Below are 16,656 nucleotides of genomic sequence, written 5' to 3'. Positions count from 1 at the left end.
TTAGCTATGGGGCTGGCCGCCACGCAGCGGTGGCACATCCTAGCTGCCCAAAGGCAGCGACATGAGTACTTGTTAGGTTTTCTTCACTGAATTGATAAGAGTGTTTACGTGCTTTCTGGCTAGCATTCGCATTTCCTCTTCATTTTTCCCATTTAGAACGTGTGAAAATCGATACATTTCTTGTTCTTCCTGTAATTCGTAATTGCCATCCTTGTTGTATTGCTTCCAGGCGACCTCAATGCCCTGAACATGCTTCGATGGAACGGTTGCCTTTAACTTTAGATAGGCAGCCAAATGAATGGAATAGTTGTTTTGAAGGATTTCCAATGCTTCCCCGATTCCTGGCTCTTCAACCGGAGCATGGAGTTGCACCATTGTTTCGGTGAATGCAGCACAGAATTCTGCTTTGGCTTGTTGTATCATAAGATTTTTAGCTGTATTACTCGATAACCGAGCACCAATCCAGACACCGGCCAATGTTCCGGCAACCCCGATAATCGCCGCCCAGATTTCATTGGACATATATTTCTCCATGCTCCTTTCGAAACTTAAAATTTGATTACCAGCAAACTCGCACAATCAATTGCAATACTGGACTTATCGTTCCATCCAAGTTCTATTTTCGGGAGTAATATTGGCGCAAAGCATCCCACCCATGGAAGTTCATTCCTTAATATTTATGAGTTTATCAGCCGATAATCCTGATGAATAGCCACAAATGAACGGCAGCTCCATGTCGCCAGCATACCTTCGTCGCCTGACATCCAGAAGCTGCCGTTCATATCGATGTCCGTCTTGTCTGTAGAGAATAGATCGGTCCCTTTACTAGCCCAAAAAGCCTATTGATAGCATAATTCTTAATATTTACCGCTACTTAATGACACTTCCAAGTAAACCCATCAATTTAAAACGTCATTTAAAACCCGACACAGCATGACGTTTCGGCACAAACCATCCATACATCCGTAGAATCTTTTCTGAAACTTAGCCATCTACCACCAGAAGCATTGCTACCAAATTCAAGAAAGATTATCCTCAACAAGTACCATCTAAAGTTGGACTAGCATGTAATTCACTAAAAATATAAGCCCTAAATTGATTCGAGTGAAGGGAATAGCGAGATATAAATGAAAGGCAACTTATTAGGGGATATTAGAGCCGAGCACGACATTAATATGCTCGACCAAGCTTTTCTTGAAACCTCAGATTATAAGTCACTCTTGGAGTCTACCGACCGATGTGTTGTCGTAGGAAGGCGAGGAACAGGTAAAAGTGCACTAGTCCACAAGCTAAGCAAATATTGGCAAAAACAGAGCCGAACATTTGTCATAGTTGTGACCCCCCAGGAAGACCAAATAATTGGTTTGAGGGGCCTAATGAAAATCTTTGATCATAATTTCATGCAAATTAAAGCAACCGCAAAAATAGCATGGCGGTACGCTTTATACATGGAACTAATCACTAGATTGAGCGGTCATTACAAGCTTAGTAAATTAGTCGAAAAAGCCACACTAGCACCACATATAAAAGAGTGGGCAGGTAACCAAAAAAACATTTCAACTAAGCTACGACAGAAACTTCGTGCAGTAATTCGTGACGACCTTTCCGCAGAAGAAAATATTGCCGATCTGTCCATAAATCTCGATTTAGACGAAATCGAAGAAGCACTATCGAATGTTTTTGCAAGAAGCCAACAGAAATTTGTCTTATTGATTGACAAATTGGATGAAGGGTACTCCCCAGACGGGATGGGGGTAGCATTAGTTGATGGATTCGTACAAGCAGTTATAGACCTCAATTCACATTCACCCCAAGTTGCCAGAAGCTTAGTTTTCTTGCGCGACAATATGTACAGGTCTATCTCGATAAACGATCCTGATTTCACAAGAAACATAGAGGGCCAAGTTCTAAGGCTTCACTGGGATGATTACGGACTTTTTAATTTAGTATGCAATCGTTTAAGAGTGGCCACAAAATCTGACCAAGAAAATAACACGCGCGTTTGGAATGCACATACCGCTCGGGAGCTCAAAGGGAGGGAAGGGTTTCGAATTGCTCTACGACTAACCTTGTATAGACCTCGAGATATATTGGTACTCCTAAATAATGCATTTCTTCATGCAGTAGGACAAAATCGGCAAGAAATTATTCTTGAAGATATAAATTCCTCCGCAAAATCAATATCAGAGAATCGCCTAGTTGACCTGCACAAAGAATACGAGACAATTTTCCCAGCCCTGAATCTTTTTACTGCATCCTTTTCTTCAGGGAAGTCTGAGTTATCAATTAAAGATGCAAGATCAAACATTTCCCCCATCTTGCAAAAAGATGATCACTCTATAGATATACAAAGGGACCTTTCCATATTTGAGAATTCCACACAAGTCCTCCAACGCCTTTACGGAATCGGCTTCATCGGAGTGTATGATGAAAAAGCCAGCTCATTTGTTTTCTGCCATGATGGTAGGGATCCCGCAAAAGAAATCTTGAACGACTCCAGACTACTAATACATCCATGCTATTGGTTAGCCTTGAATTTGAGTGAAAATACGCTTGATCCAGATCAAGCGGAAGATATTTATGATGAGTATGATATTGAAATCAGCTCCATAAGCGAGGAGCAAAGACAAGCCAGAATCGGCCAAATATTAGAAGAGCTAAAAGCGATTGAAAAGGGAGAGAAAGGTTGTTATTCGTTTGAGGAATGGTGCCTACAGGCAGTGAGATTGATTTTCGCAGGTGTACTTTCAAATATAGAACTTCATCCGAATAAGAATGCACGACAACGCCGAGATATAGTAGCCACAAATATGACATCGGCACCAGTATGGAAGAGAATTCATTCTGATTATGGGACGCGACAAGTAGTTTTTGAAATAAAAAATTATTCCGACCTAAGTGCAAATGAGTATAGGCAAATGAATACTTATCTAGCCAACGATTATGGTCGCTTAGGATTCATAATTACTCGCGCGCAAGATAATAATCTTGAAAAGGGAAAGGAATTAGATTGGGCACGCGAACTTTACTTCAACCATGATAAAAAAATCGTCATCAAACTGTCAGAAAAATATCTACTTAAGCATCTCTCAAAACTGAGAAGCCCTCAAAAACATGACGCAGCAAACAAAGAGCTAAATAAGTTGATTGATACATATGTGAGGCGCTATCTCGTCCTTTGATCAAAAGAACGCATCCTGTACGTCGGTGTGAACTAGCACCACTTTGGACACTTTTACAAGAATAGCTTTTCATAATTCTCTGGTGATTGGTAGCCTATTCCTGAATGTAAACGCTCTCGGTTATAAAACTCAATATACTCAACCAGATGCGCCACCGCACTGATGTCATTTTCAAATAGCCTGCGATGAATGAATTCCGCCTTCATAGTGTGAAAAAATGATTCGACAAAGGCATTATCCAATGCAAAAAAAGGGGACGCATTTATTTTCCAGGCCCAAAGTCCGCTCCATGTCGATAGCTGCCTTTAGGTGGATTAATTTAGAAAAATTCTGACAAGACCTATCACTCAGATTCAGGTCTAACGGTAATCCCCCCGAAAAATAGTGGCGTTTATAAGTAGAATTTTCCAATATAGAGATTGAAGGAGAATCTACATGAAGAAATCCCGCTACAGTGAGTCCCAGATCATCAGCATCCTGAAGGAATCCGAGAGCGGTATACCAGTTGCTGAACTCTGCCGAAAACACGGAATGAGCGACGCTACCTTCTATAACTGGCGCTCCAAATTCGGGGGCATGGACGTCTCCATGATGAAACGGATGAAGGAGTTGGAAGAAGAGAACCGTCGCCTGAAGAAGATGTACGCTGAAGAGCGGCTGAAGGCAGAGATCATCCAGGAAGCGCTTGAAAAAAAGTGGTAAGGCCATCTCGCCGCAGGGAGATGGCCAGGCAAGCGGTTGAACAGCGACAGATTTCGATCCGTATGGCCTGCCGCCTGTTCGGTATCAGTGAAACCTGCTATCGATACCAGGTCAAGCTTTCGGGTGAAAATGCCCATATAGCGGACTGGCTGCTGAGATTGACGACCACTCACCGGACCTGGGGCTTCGGGCTCTGTTTTCTGTATCTGCGCAATGTGAAGGGCTATGGCTACAATCACAAGCGTGTGTACAGGGTCTACCGGGAGTTGGAACTCAACCTGCGAATCAAGCCAAAACGGCGCTTGAGGCGGGATAGGCCGGATGAACTGGCCGTGCCACGCCAGATCAATGATATGTGGTCAATGGATTTCATGCATGACAAATTGAGAGATGGGCGTAGCTTCCGCACCTTCAATGTGATCGATGACTACAACCGGGAGGGGCTGGGTATTGAAGTGGATTTGTCACTCCCGGCGCTGCGAGTCATCCGGAGCCTCGAGCGGATTATCGAATGGCGAGGAAAGCCCAAGGCGATCCGGTGCGACAATGGCCCGGAATATCTCAGTGGCAAACTAGTGGAATGGGCCAACAAGCAGCGCATTCAGCTTCAGTACATTCAGCCAGGAAAACCACAACAGAATGCTTATGTGGAACGATTCAATCGGACAGTCAGGCATGAGTGGCTGGATCAACACCTGTTTGAATCTATTGCTCATGCCCAGGATACAGCAACGAAATGGCTCTGGAGCTACAATAACGAACGGCCTAATATGGCACTTGGTGGAATAACCCCGATTCAGAAGTTAACCCGAGCTGCATGACCTCTACTTTTGAACGTCATTAAAAATGGGGGGATTACCTAACTGACTTCGAATTACTTTTGCCTACCCACTCTCCTCAGTGCCGGCGCAGTAATGCCACTATTGCTCGCTTGTCGATATCCAGATGCTTCCAGTCGTTTGTTGGGTGTAGGTTCGGAAGTTTCAATCAATGACATCAGCCGGTCAGTATCCCCCAATACTCTCGTTAAACGGACTCGGGTCGATACTTTTAAAGGGCATCCGGAATAGTCTGTGTTCAGCCCCGGCGAGACACTCCGATCCAGATTGCTGGTGAACGTAGATTCCGGCGGAATTAAAAGGCCCCAGAAATTCCAGATTGATATTGATCATCCCTGGTAGCTGATGACAATTCCGAGGCTTTTTTCGACCTGTGTGATTTGCTGAGCGGAGTTCGGAGACTTCTCAACGAGAGAACAGGTTGTTGCAATGAAGTTCATGCCTCTGCAACCACGCAGCAGCGCATCACCGGATGGAAGGCCGAAATCTAGACGAAAAACCCAGTACAAAGGGATGGCCTGCTTTTTCTCGATCAACTGCGAACCGGTTCCTTATTTTCCAGGTAAATACTTTATTTTCTCCGTACAACAGTTGCCCATTGGCTGCCCGTGCTACTCCACCGTGACCGATTTGGCCAGGTTTCTGGGCTGGTCCACATCGGTACCCTTGAGCAGGGCGACGTGGTAGGAGAGCAGCTGCAGCGGCACGGTGTAGACGATGGGGGCGGTGGTGGGGCAGATGTCGTCCAGGGTCAGGCTCTGGTAGTTATCCAGTTCGATCTTTACCCGCTTGTCACTGAACAGGAACAGTTCGCCGCCCCGGGCCCGTACCTCCTGCAGGTTGGAGAGCACCTTCTCCAGCAGCGGGTCATCGGGCAGGGCACAGACCACCGGCATCTCGGCGTCCACCAGGGCCAGCGGACCGTGTTTCAGTTCTCCGGCGGGGTAGGCCTCCGCGTGGATGTAGGAGATCTCTTTCAGTTTCAGGGCGCCTTCCAGGGCGATGGGGTAGAAGGGGCCACGACCCAGGAACAGGGCATGGCTGCGCTCAGCGAAACCTTGGGCCATCTCCTCGATCTGGTCATTCAGTTTCAGCACCACTTCCATCTGGCGGGGCAGGGCGTGCAGCTCTTCGACCCAGGTGTTGAGCTGTTCGGCATCGACACCCTGGCGACGGGCCAGCGCCAACACCAGCAAGCGCAGGGCCACCAGCTGGGTGGTGAACGCCTTGGTGGAGGCGACCCCGATCTCGGGGCCGGCACGGGTCATCAATGCCACATCGGACTCCCGTACCAGGGAGCTTTCCGGCACATTGCAGATCACCAGGCTGCCGATATAACCCTGCTGCCGGCTGCCGCGCAGGGCGGCCAGGGTATCGGCGGTCTCACCCGACTGGGAGATGGTGACAAACAGGGTATCCGGCGATACCACCGATTTTCGGTAGCGGTATTCGCTGGCCACTTCCACGTTGCAGGGGATACCGATCTCTTCAAACCAGTAGCGGGCCACCATGCCGGCGTGATAGGAGGTGCCGCAGGCGATGATCTGAATACGCTTGGTGCGGTCCAGCAGTGATTTGGTTTCGTAGCCGAAGCTCTCTTCCAGCAGGCGTCCCTTGTGGATGCGCCCCTCCAGGGTCTCGGCCACCACGGCCGGCTGCTCGAAAATCTCCTTCAGCATGTAGTGACGGTAGGGGCCCTTGTCGGTAGCGGTGGGGTTCAGCTTGGATGAGACCACCGGCCGTTCCACCGGGTTACCTTCGCTGTCGAACACCTGCACCCCTTCGCGGCGCACGTCGGCCAGATCACCCTCTTCCAGGAAGATAAAGCGCTGGGTTTCAGTGAGCAGGGCGAACACGTCGGAGGCGACAAAGTTCTCCCCGTCACCCAGGCCGACAACCAGCGGCGAACCGGCCCGGGCCACTACGATCCGGTCCGGATCATCGGGGCTGGCGACCGCCAGGGAGTAAGCACCTACTAGGCGCTTGACCACCGATTTGAACGCATTACAGAGATCATTACCGTCCTTCACCGCATCCGCCATCAGGTGGGCGATCACTTCAGTGTCGGTGTCGGAGGTGAACCGGTAGCCCTTGGCAATCAGCTCTTCACGCAGTTCGGCATGGTTCTCGATAATGCCGTTGTGCACCACCGCCACCTGCTCACCGCTCATGTGGGGATGGGCGTTGCGCTCAGCCGGCATGCCGTGGGTGGCCCAGCGGGTGTGGGCGATACCCAGTTCACCCTCGATAGGGTTCTCCTCCATACGCTGCTGCAAAGAGGCCACTTTGCCCACGGAACGAATCCGCTGGATTCTGCCGGCGCTGTCCCGAATAGCGATTCCGGCGGAGTCGTAGCCCCGGTACTCCAGGCGACGCAGACCTTCAATCAGGATGGGGGTAATGTTTCGCCGGGCTACGGCACCCACAATGCCACACATAGTTCGCTTTCCTTTTTTGTCGCTTCCATCGGCGTCATCAGGACGCCCGCTACATCGATTGGGTAATCAGTTGTCCTGCTTTTCCGGTCGTTTCCAACCCTTCAGGCTGACCTGCTTGGCGCGGCTCAGGGTCAGGGTCTCAGCCGGGGTATCCCGGGTGATGGTGGAACCCGCGCCGATGGTGGCGCCGGCTCCCACCTCAACCGGTGCCACCAGCTGGGTGTCCGATCCGATAAAGGCGTGGTCACCGATCACGGTGCGGAACTTGTTCACGCCATCGTAGTTGCAGGTGATGGTGCCGGCACCGATATTCACAGCGCGACCGATACTGCAATCGCCGATATAGCTGAGGTGGTTGATCTTGCTGCCGGCGGCCACGTCGCTCTTTTTCAGTTCCACGAAGTTGCCCACGTGCACCCCCTCGGCCAGGGTGGTGGCGGGGCGCAGCCGGGCGAAGGGACCGATAATGGAGTCGGCACCGACCACTGCATCCTCGATCACACAGTTCTCCTTGATCCAGACCCCATCGGCGATGCGGCTGTTGCGGATCACCGTGTTGGCGCCCACCCGGACACCGTTACCCAGGGTCACCTCACCCTCGATCAGCACGTTCACGTCCAGCTCCACGTCCTGGCCACTCTGCAGGCGACCGCGCAGGTCGAAGCGGGCCGGATCGCGCAGTGTCACGCCCTGGCGCATCAGCTGTTCGGCCTGCACCTGTTGATAACGGCGCTCCAGGGCCGCCAGCTGTACCCGGTCATTCACACCTTCCACTTCAAAGGCGTCCGCCGGATGGGCGGTTTTCACCTCGATCCCTTCCGCCACCGCCATAGCGACGATGTCCGTGAGGTAGAACTCGCCCTGGGCATTGTTGCTATCCAGACGGTCGAGCCAGTCGGCCAGCCGGGCCCGGTCGGCAATCAGGATGCCGGTGTTGATTTCGCAGATCTGCAGTTCGGCTTCGGTCGCATCCTTCTGCTCCACGATCCGTTTCACCCGGCCATCGTCCCGCACAATGCGGCCGTAACCGGCCGGGTTGTCCAGGGTAACGGTGAGCAGGGCCAGTGCACTGTCCCGGGCCTGTTCTATCAGACCGTGCAGGGTAGTCTGGGTAGTGAGGGGCACATCGCCATAAAGCACCAGCACCCGATCCATGTCGGCCATGGCGAACATCGCCTGTTCAACCGCGTGGCCGGTACCCAGTTGCTCCGCCTGCTCCGCCCAGACCAGGGCGGGATCATCAATCGCCTGCCGGACCAGATCGCCGCCATGACCATACACCACCGCCACCTTGTCGGCACCCAGCCCCCGTGCCGTATCGATCACGTGGCCAACCAGCGGTCGTCCGGCGATGCGGTGCAACACCTTCGGCTGTGCGGACTTCATCCTGGTTCCCTGTCCGGCTGCAAGGATCACAACACCCAGCTTCATATCTCTCCCTCTTATAAATTGCGCGCTGTTCGGCAACGTGCCGATCAGTTGATGGAACAGCCACCGGTGGGCGGGGCCATATCTTCCATGGTAGCGTCACGCACTTCTACAATCTTGATCATCACTTTCAGGGTCTTACCCGCCAGTGGGTGATTCCCGTCAACGGTCAGCTTGTTGTCTTCGATCTTGCTGACGTAGAAGGTGCGGGTCTCACCATCTTCATTCTGCATCTGCACCTCGGCTCCCAGCTGACGAAACTGGGGCGGCACATTTTCGATATCGTCGGTGAAGGTCAGCGCCGGATCATGCTCACCGAAACCATCTTCCGGTGGTACGATCATCTCCACTTCGTCACCGACGCCTTTGCCGGCCACCACTTTGTCCATGCTGCCGATCAACTCGGTCTCGCCGCCATGAACATAGCTGACCGGGATGTCATTCTGCTCCAGCACATTCCCTTCCAGGTCGGTAATGTGGTAGGTGAGAGAGACAAATTTTCCTGGTTTGATGACTTCGCTGGCCATAACTTACTGCTCCGCTTGAGTGAATAGAGCCTCCCGTAAGGAGGCCCGTGAGTATACCATCCGCAGCGCGCCACTGACTAAAGCGGAGCGGGATTTTCCCTGAGCCCGGATGTTGCTGGCTATCAGCGTCATTAAACACCCATTCAGACCATGGTTTTGGCGGATCGCCAACCATAGCAGGCGGCCAGATGGGCGGATTTCTACCCATTTGGTCAATCAGGCCGTTTTCCAGATTTCACCCCACATCCATGTATATCAGTAGGTTAGCTGACAACCACCGATTTAATAGTAATTGGCACCGCCTTTGCTAACCTTAAAAGACCGGTTCGACCCGCGATCTGTCTCTATCAGTGACCGGCAGGGACCTAAGATAAACATGCTAATCAGGAGGAATCCAATGCACAAAGCTCTGATCGGCCTCGCCGTTACTGCAGCACTCTCCATCTCGTCAGCCACCGCCTTTGCCAACTGTGACCCCGGCGAAATCGTCATCAAATTCAGCCACGTCACCAATTCCGATAAACATCCCAAGGGCATCGCCGCCTCCCTGCTGGAGAGCCGGGTCAACTCCGAGATGAACGGCAAGGCCTGCATGCAGGTGTTCCCCAACTCCACTCTCTATGATGATGACAAGGTGTTGGAAGCCATGCTGAATGGTGATGTGCAGATGGCCGCCCCTTCACTCTCCAAGTTCGAGAAGTTCACCAAGAAGTTCCGCATTTTTGATCTGCCCTTCCTGTTCGAGGATGTGGATGCTGTGGACCGGTTCCAGAACTCACCGGCCGGTGAGAAATTGAAGAGCTCCATGAAGCGACGGGGCCTGCTGGGTCTGACCTACTGGCACAATGGCATGAAGCAACTCTCCGCCAACAAGCCGCTGATCAAGCCGGAAGATGCCCGGGGACTGAAGTTCCGGGTGATGGCCTCGGATGTGCTGGTGGCCCAGTTCAACCAGCTTGGTGCCAACCCCCAGAAGATGTCTTTCAAAGAGGTGTACGGCGGTCTGCAGACCAAAGTGGTGGATGGTCAGGAGAACAGCTGGTCCAACATCTACGGTAAGAAGTTCTTCGAAGTACAGGACGGTGTAACCGCCAGTAACCACGGTATTCTGGACTACCTGGTGGTGACTTCCGACGAGTGGTGGGAAGGACTGCCCGCTGATATCCGCGCGCAGTTGTCCCAGATTCTTAAAGAGGTGACCGAAGCACGCAACTCCGAATCCGCCAAGGTCAACGCTGAGGCGATGCAGCGGATCAAGGATGCCGGTGGCGTGGTGCGCACCCTGACCCCGGAACAGCGTCAGGCCTGGGTCGATGCCATGAAGCCGGTCTGGAAAAAGTTTGAGGCCGATATCGGAGCTGACCTGATCGAGGCAGCGATGGCGTCCAACAAGCAGTAAGCAGCCTTTCCGCGTAACACCGGGCGACCACCAGCAGGCGGTCGCCCGGACTTGATAGAACCCCGGCTTAAACTGCCTTCGAGGAGGCTGTGATGCACCCCTTACCCCCATCCCGACTATCCAGAGCCATGGACCAGATAGAGGAGACAGCGATCGCCGTCTGCCTCGGTCTCATGACCCTGATCACCTTTGCCAATGTTATCGCCCGTTACCTGTTTAATAACAATATCCTCTGGGCTCTGGAAGCCACGGTGTTTCTGTTTGCCTGGCTGGTACTGATGGGTTGCTCCTACGGTGTCAAAAAACAGTTTCACATCGGCGTGGATGTAGTGATCAACATGGTGTCGCCCAAGTCGCGGCGGATTATGGCCATGTTATCGGTTACCGCCTGCCTGGCATTCGCTGTTTTGCTGCTGATCGGCTCCTGGGAATACTGGTATGCCTTTGCCACCAAACGCGCTTTCCTGGAGACCAATGACGTGCCGATGCCCGCTTTCCTGCAGTTTTTCGCCACCTGGCTGAATGAGGGGGAACTTTACGAAAAGATGCCCCGCTTTATTCCCTACGCCGCTTTGCCATTGGGCATGGGCCTGCTGACCCTGCGTTTTCTGGAAGTGGCCTGGAAGGTGATCAAGGGGGAGCAGGACTCCATCATCGCCAGCCATGAAGCGGAAGCTGCGGTCAGTGAACACCCAACCCATCACGCGGGAGAGAACTGAGCATGGATATTCTGATTCTCTTCGGTATGGTAGTTGGCTTCATGCTGATCGGCGTGCCGATCGCCATCTCCCTGGGCCTCTCCAGTGTGATTTTTCTCTTCATGCACTCCGACGCCTCTCTGGCCTCGGTGGCACAGACCCTGTTTTCCGCCTTCTCCGGACACTACACACTGTTGGCCATTCCGTTCTTTATCCTGGCCTCCAGCTTCATGTCTACCGGCGGCGTGGCACGGCGCATCATCCGTTTCGCCATCTCGGTGGTGGGCTGGTTTCCGGGTGGCCTGGCCATGGCCTCGGTGTTCGCCTGCATGATGTTCGCCGCGCTGTCGGGTTCATCCCCGGCAACCGTGGTGGCCATCGGTAGTATCGTTATCGCCGGCATGGTCAACGCCGGATACACCAAGGAGTTTGCCGCCGGTGTGATCTGTAACGCCGGTACCCTGGGCATCCTGATACCGCCCTCCATCGTCATGGTGGTCTACGCCGCAGCAACCGATGTGTCGGTGGGCCGTATGTTCCTGGCCGGTGTGATCCCCGGTTCATTGGCCGGCATCATGCTGATGATCGGCATCTATATCGCGGCCCGCATCAAGGGCCTGCCGTCCCAACCCTTTGCCGGTTGGGGCGAGGTATTTGCCTCGGCCCGGGACGCCGGTTGGGGCCTGATGCTGATTGTGATCATCCTGGGCGGTATCTACGGTGGTATCTTCACACCCACTGAAGCGGCTGCCGTTGCAGCGGTATACGCCTTCTTTATCGCCAACTTTATCTACAAGGATATGGGACCGCTGGCGGGCGAAAACCGGAGCAACTTTTTTGTCGGCCTGATCACGGTGTTTTGGCACAAGGATACCAAGCATACCCTGTTCGAAGCGGGCAAGCTGACCATCATGCTGCTGTTCATCATCGCCAACGCCCTGATCCTCAAGCATGTGCTGACCGAAGAGCGTATTCCGCAAATGATCACCGAGGCCATGCTCTCCGCCGGCTTCGGGCCGATCATGTTCCTGATCGTGGTGAACGTGCTGCTATTGATTGGTGGCCAGTTCATGGAACCCTCCGGTCTGCTGATTATCGTGGCACCCCTGGTGTTCCCGATCGCCATGACCCTGGGGATCGACCCGATTCACCTCGGCATCATCATGGTAGTGAACATGGAGATTGGTATGATCACGCCGCCGGTTGGCCTCAACCTGTTCGTAACCGCCGGTGTCTCCCACATGTCCATGATGCGGGTGGTGAAGGCGGCGGCACCCTGGCTGGCGATCATGTTCCTGTTCCTGATCATCGTCACCTATGTGCCCTGGATCTCCACCTGGCTGCCCACCCTGATGATGGGTCCGGAGATCATCACCAAGTAAAACCTGGAAACCGGCGCAGGAGCTATCACCTCCTGCGCCTTCCACAACCTCTATTGAGATTGACGCCATGAGCATCCCGACATTCAAGACCATTCTCTACGCCACCGACCAGGGCAAACATATGCGGCCGGTATTTCGCCACGCCATCAGCCTGGCACAGCATTACCAGGCCAAGATCATCATGCTGCATGTGGCGGAGCCGATCGGCAATACCGGCATGGCGGTGCTGGAGCTCTATGTCCCCGAGATGAGTGAGGATTTTGAACATGAAGAACTGAAGAGCATTCTCGGGAGGATGGAGCAGCGCCTGGAGAAATTCTATATCGAGGAGTTGGGTAAGGATTCAGACCTGGTTTCCGATGTCACCGTGGTTACAGGCAGACCTGCAGACGAAATCAACAAGTATGCCGCCGCCCACGATGTGGATCTGATCGTCATGGGTACCCACACCAATGACAGCTTCGGTGCATCCCTGCTGGGCTCCACTGCAAGAAAACTGATCAATATGACCGATCGACCGGTTTTGATCGTACCGGTAAAGAGTTAGTTCAAGCTGCCGCTAACACTCTTTCAAGGCGCAACCGTTGGCAATGGGGGCGACAAGGCGCGGTCCGCTTCGGCGGGCTGCGCCTTTTTTGTTGGCCCAAGCCCCACGGCAACCGATCCTGTCGGTTGATGTGTGGAGCAGGCAGCGCCCTATTTGAAATTACTTTTATCCAGGCCGTACTTCTTCATCTTGTCGTAGAGGGTTTTGCGCGGCACACCCAGTGCGGACATGGTCGCCTTGATATTTCCCTTGTGGCTGATCAGCACCTGTTCAATGACACTTTTCTCGAAACAGTCCACCTGTTCCGGCAACGCCACCTGGTTGGAGTTGCGCTCCTCGTCGGTGCCGTACAGCAGATGTTCCATGTCATAACCACAACTCTCACCCAACAGGGTGTAGCGTTCCGCAAGATTTCGCAGTTCCCGCACATTACCCGGCCAGTTATAGGTCAACAGGGTACGGATCTGCTGACTGGCGGGGAGGGGGGCCTCCATCTGATAACGGGCATTAGCCACCAGCAGGAAGTGATGGAACAGCAGGGGAATATCCTCCCGCCGATCCCGCAGGGGTGGAATCTCCAGGGTCACCACATTGAGTCGATAGAGCAGGTCCTGGCGGAAGGTGCCCGCCTCGCACGCCTCTTTCAGGTCGATCTTGGTGGCCGCCACCACCCGCATATCCAGCGGAATCAGCTTGTTGGAACCCAGCCGCTCAACTACCCGCTCCTGCAGCACACGCAGCAGGCGCACCTGCACCGGCAGGGGCATGCTCTCAATCTCATCCAGGAACAGGGTACCGCCGTTGGCGTATTCGAACTTACCGATGCGCCGCTCATTGGCGCCGGTGAAGGCACCCGGCTCGTGGCCGAACAGTTCACTCTCAATCAGGTTTTCCGGCACGGCGCCGCAGTTGACGGCGACAAAGTTTTTATCCTGCCGCGTAGAGTGTTCATGCAATGAACGGGAGACCAGCTCCTTGCCGGTACCGGTTTCTCCCATGACCAGGATATCCGCCGCCGCATTGGCCACCTGGGCAATGGTGGCGCGTAACCGCTGCATGGCCGGTGTGCGGCCGATAATACGGGGACCGGGAACATCCTGGGCCTCCAGTTCCCGGCGCAGCGAACGGTTTTCCAGGGTCAGGGCACGCTTGTCCAGCGCCCGGCGTACGGTCTCAATCAGTTTCTCGGCCGCGAACGGTTTCTCGATAAAATCGTAGGCTCCATCCCGGATCGCGCTGACCGCCATGGTAATGTCCCCATGGCCGGTGACCAGGATGACCGGGATATCCCGGTCGATCTGCAGGGCCCTGTCCAGAAACGTGAGACCATCCATACCGGGCATTTTAATGTCGCACACCACCACACCCGGCCACTCCAGTGACAACAGAGGTAATACCTTCTCCGCACTGTTGAAGCTCTGCACGGTAAAACCGGCCAGCTCCAGAGTCTGCTGGTTGGCCATGCGGATGTGCTTTTCATCATCGATGAAAAAAATGGTTGGATCGGCGTTATTCATTGTCTGGATAATTCAGCTTGCCTGGCCAAGTCTGCCTGTTCGGTTGTCTGCTGCCCCATATTCGCAATATTCAGTTGCAGGGTAAATATGGCACCCCCTTCCGGACAATTGGCCGCAGTCAGTGACCCGTCCATCATCTCGACAATTCGATAGGAGATAGAGAGGCCCAGGCCGAGGCCGCGATCCTCCGACTTGGTGGTGAAAAACGGGTCAAATATCCGTTCCAGGTTGGCTTTCTCGATACCCGGCCCGTTGTCCAGGATCTTGATAATTGCTTTGCCCTGCTGTCGTGCCACGGCGATCTCAATCCACCTTTCATCCTGCTGTTCCACCGCATGCACCGCATTGGTCAGCAGGTTAACCAGCACCTGTTCCAGCTGCACCATGTCCGACATGACATAGAGCTCTTCCTTGAGGACATTGCGACGCAGGGTGGTCCCGGTATCCTTCAGTTGGGGGCCGACAATTTTCAGGGCGTTATCGATAACCGCCCGCAGGGACACCACCACGATCTGGCCCGATGTTTTGCGGGAGAATACTTTCAACTGACGACTGATCTTGGCCATGCGCTCGGTCAGTTCAGCGATCTGTTCCAGATTCCAACAAGCCTCTTCCGGACGATCCCGGGTAAGCAGCGCCCGAGCGTTGTCGGCATAGGAGCGGATTGCCGCCAGCGGCTGATTCAGCTCATGGTTGATACCCGAGGACATCTGACCCAGTGCCGCCATCTTAGCGGCCTGGATCAGCTCATTCTGGGTCTGGCGTAGAGTTTCATCCGTACGCCGGTGCTCTTCAATCTCCTTCATCAGGCGCAGGTTGGCCTGGGTAAGATCGGTGGTCCGCTCCTGAACCCGGCGCTCCAACACCTGTTTAGCCCGCTTTTCAAACCGCGCCCGCTCCTTGATGCGCCGGCTGCGTTGCACGATGTAGAGCACCAGGAGGATGATGGCGATGTAGAGAATCGCGGCGAACAGTACTGACTTCAGCATCTGTCCGTTTACCACGTCAAGACTGGCAAACGTGTGGACCCGCCAACCGGCTTCCGCCATCTCCTGTACCAACATCAGGTGATCGGAGTGACGAGACACACCCATATTGACAACCTGAGCGGTTTCGTTAAGCCGGTCTTTACGGGTAATGGAGAGGGTGCCGATCTCCACATCCCCATAGCGACGACTGGCATAAATACGCTTCAGTACCTCGTCATCCAGGGGCGACAGGCTTTTATAACGCCACTCATCATTGGTGGAGACGAAGATCACCCCATCAGGATCGGTAACGACGAAGTTCTCTTTTAATCCACTCCAGCTCTCTTCAAATTCGTTGAACTCGATCTTCATCACCACGGCGCCCTGGATCTTCTTTTTGTCCCGCACCGGATAGGCAAAGTAGTAACCGCGTCGGTTAGAGGTTGAGCCAAGCGCGAAATAGCGGCCCAGTTTGCCCTGCATGGCCTGTTTGAAGTAGGGCCGGAAACCGAAGTTGCGGCCGATGAAAGGGCGATCAGAAAGCCAGTTGGATGCCGCGATGGTCCAGCCCTGGGCATTCATCAGGTAGGTATCGGAAGCGCCCGCCACATTATTGATGCTCTCCAGATACCGGTTCAGCGCTGTGATGGTGTTGACGTCGTTGGGGTACTGCAGGAAATTCAGCAGCAGGCTGTTGGTGGCCAGCAGCTCCGGCAGAATCTCATATTTCTGCAACTGGCCCTGCAGGCTGGCAACGAACAGTTTGAGTTGATGCTGGTTCTGGAGTTGCAGGTTCTCCAGTGCCAGTTGCCGGGACCAGTGCCCGGTAAGCCACAGCACCAGGGCAAACAGGACGGTTACCGCCACCAGCAGGAGTTTGCGGTGGGTTCTTTTCAGGCTGATATGAACGAATTTGATATCCATAATCCGAACTGAAGTATAGGCCCACGGGGGCGATTATTCCTGCACTCCAAACCCGCTCGAACCGGCACCGGACCTGGCGGTAGACCCGCTCGTTCACCGGGCGGG

The 16,656-nt window shown here is 53.7% G+C and carries 14 protein-coding genes; 6 read left to right on the top strand and 8 right to left on the bottom strand.

Going from position 1 to position 16,656, the window contains the following annotated elements; all coding sequences use genetic code 11:
- Positions 1 to 72: 72 nt before the first annotated feature.
- Positions 73 to 522 (bottom strand): hypothetical protein, encoded by a 450-nt coding sequence (locus AAY24_RS13145; RefSeq protein WP_199930377.1) that lies wholly within the window; start codon positions 520 to 522, stop codon positions 73 to 75.
- A 605-nt stretch (positions 523 to 1,127) separates the two neighbouring features.
- On the opposite strand from AAY24_RS13145, the gene AAY24_RS13140 reads away from it, so the two are divergent.
- Positions 1,128 to 3,182 (top strand): P-loop ATPase, Sll1717 family, encoded by a 2,055-nt coding sequence (locus tag AAY24_RS13140; protein WP_046860076.1) that lies wholly within the window; start codon positions 1,128 to 1,130, stop codon positions 3,180 to 3,182.
- 53 nt (positions 3,183 to 3,235) lie between these two features.
- Here AAY24_RS13140 and AAY24_RS19705 read toward each other — a convergent pair whose 3' ends face one another.
- On the bottom strand, positions 3,236 to 3,388 hold the full coding sequence (locus AAY24_RS19705) for an IS3 family transposase (RefSeq protein WP_199930376.1): 153 nt from the start codon (positions 3,386 to 3,388) through the stop codon (positions 3,236 to 3,238).
- 229 nt (positions 3,389 to 3,617) lie between these two features.
- On the opposite strand from AAY24_RS19705, the gene AAY24_RS13130 reads away from it, so the two are divergent.
- Positions 3,618 to 4,705, top strand: a protein-coding gene (locus tag AAY24_RS13130) for an IS3 family transposase (protein WP_199930375.1) whose coding sequence is annotated in 2 segments (ribosomal slippage) — positions 3,618 to 3,873 and positions 3,873 to 4,705 — 1,089 coding nt in all. Because the reading frame shifts where the segments join, the coding sequence is not laid out codon by codon here.
- 347 nt (positions 4,706 to 5,052) lie between these two features.
- Here AAY24_RS13130 and AAY24_RS13125 read toward each other — a convergent pair.
- From AAY24_RS13125 to AAY24_RS13110, 4 genes are all read right to left on the bottom strand, one after another.
- Positions 5,053 to 5,259: a hypothetical protein gene (locus tag AAY24_RS13125; RefSeq protein WP_046860073.1), complete on the bottom strand. Its 207-nt coding sequence runs from the start codon at positions 5,257 to 5,259 to the stop codon at positions 5,053 to 5,055.
- A gap of 75 nt (positions 5,260 to 5,334) precedes the next feature.
- Positions 5,335 to 7,161: a glutamine--fructose-6-phosphate transaminase (isomerizing) gene (glmS, locus tag AAY24_RS13120; protein WP_046860072.1), complete on the bottom strand. Its 1,827-nt coding sequence runs from the start codon at positions 7,159 to 7,161 to the stop codon at positions 5,335 to 5,337.
- A 66-nt stretch (positions 7,162 to 7,227) separates the two neighbouring features.
- Positions 7,228 to 8,592 (bottom strand): bifunctional UDP-N-acetylglucosamine diphosphorylase/glucosamine-1-phosphate N-acetyltransferase GlmU, encoded by a 1,365-nt coding sequence (gene glmU, locus AAY24_RS13115; protein ID WP_046860071.1) that lies wholly within the window; start codon positions 8,590 to 8,592, stop codon positions 7,228 to 7,230.
- Between the two features lie 44 nt (positions 8,593 to 8,636).
- Positions 8,637 to 9,116: an FKBP-type peptidyl-prolyl cis-trans isomerase gene (locus AAY24_RS13110; RefSeq protein WP_046860070.1), complete on the bottom strand. Its 480-nt coding sequence runs from the start codon at positions 9,114 to 9,116 to the stop codon at positions 8,637 to 8,639.
- A 397-nt stretch (positions 9,117 to 9,513) separates the two neighbouring features.
- Between AAY24_RS13110 and AAY24_RS13105 the strand changes: the two genes are divergently transcribed.
- The 4 genes from AAY24_RS13105 (at position 9,514) to AAY24_RS13090 (ending at position 13,142) form a co-directional block, all read left to right on the top strand.
- Positions 9,514 to 10,515, top strand: coding sequence for a TRAP transporter substrate-binding protein (locus AAY24_RS13105; protein WP_046860069.1), 1,002 nt, complete (start codon positions 9,514 to 9,516; stop codon positions 10,513 to 10,515).
- A gap of 92 nt (positions 10,516 to 10,607) precedes the next feature.
- Entirely contained in the window at positions 10,608 to 11,234 is a 627-nt protein-coding gene (locus AAY24_RS13100) for a TRAP transporter small permease (RefSeq protein WP_046860068.1), read from the top strand.
- A gap of 2 nt (positions 11,235 to 11,236) precedes the next feature.
- Positions 11,237 to 12,595 carry a TRAP transporter large permease gene (locus AAY24_RS13095; protein WP_046860067.1) on the top strand — a complete coding sequence of 453 codons (1,359 nt, stop codon included), beginning with the start codon at positions 11,237 to 11,239 and terminating at the stop codon, positions 12,593 to 12,595.
- A gap of 67 nt (positions 12,596 to 12,662) precedes the next feature.
- Positions 12,663 to 13,142: a universal stress protein gene (locus tag AAY24_RS13090; protein WP_046860066.1), complete on the top strand. Its 480-nt coding sequence runs from the start codon at positions 12,663 to 12,665 to the stop codon at positions 13,140 to 13,142.
- Between the two features lie 149 nt (positions 13,143 to 13,291).
- Here AAY24_RS13090 and AAY24_RS13085 read toward each other — a convergent pair whose 3' ends face one another.
- Together AAY24_RS13085 and AAY24_RS13080 are read right to left on the bottom strand one after the other, a co-directional pair.
- Positions 13,292 to 14,659, bottom strand: coding sequence for a sigma-54-dependent transcriptional regulator (locus AAY24_RS13085; RefSeq protein ID WP_046860065.1), 1,368 nt, complete (start codon positions 14,657 to 14,659; stop codon positions 13,292 to 13,294).
- A complete protein-coding gene (locus tag AAY24_RS13080) occupies positions 14,656 to 16,551 on the bottom strand; it encodes a sensor histidine kinase (protein ID WP_052761237.1) in 1,896 nt (631 codons plus the stop codon). Before AAY24_RS13080 ends, AAY24_RS13085 begins: the two co-directional genes overlap by 4 nt.
- Between the last annotated feature and the right edge of the window lie 105 nt (positions 16,552 to 16,656).

It is taken from the genome of Sedimenticola thiotaurini, from assembly GCF_001007875.1.
In the GTDB taxonomy this organism is placed as follows: domain Bacteria; phylum Pseudomonadota; class Gammaproteobacteria; order Chromatiales; family Chromatiaceae; genus Sedimenticola; species Sedimenticola thiotaurini.
This window is presented reverse-complemented; position numbering and strand designations above follow the sequence as displayed.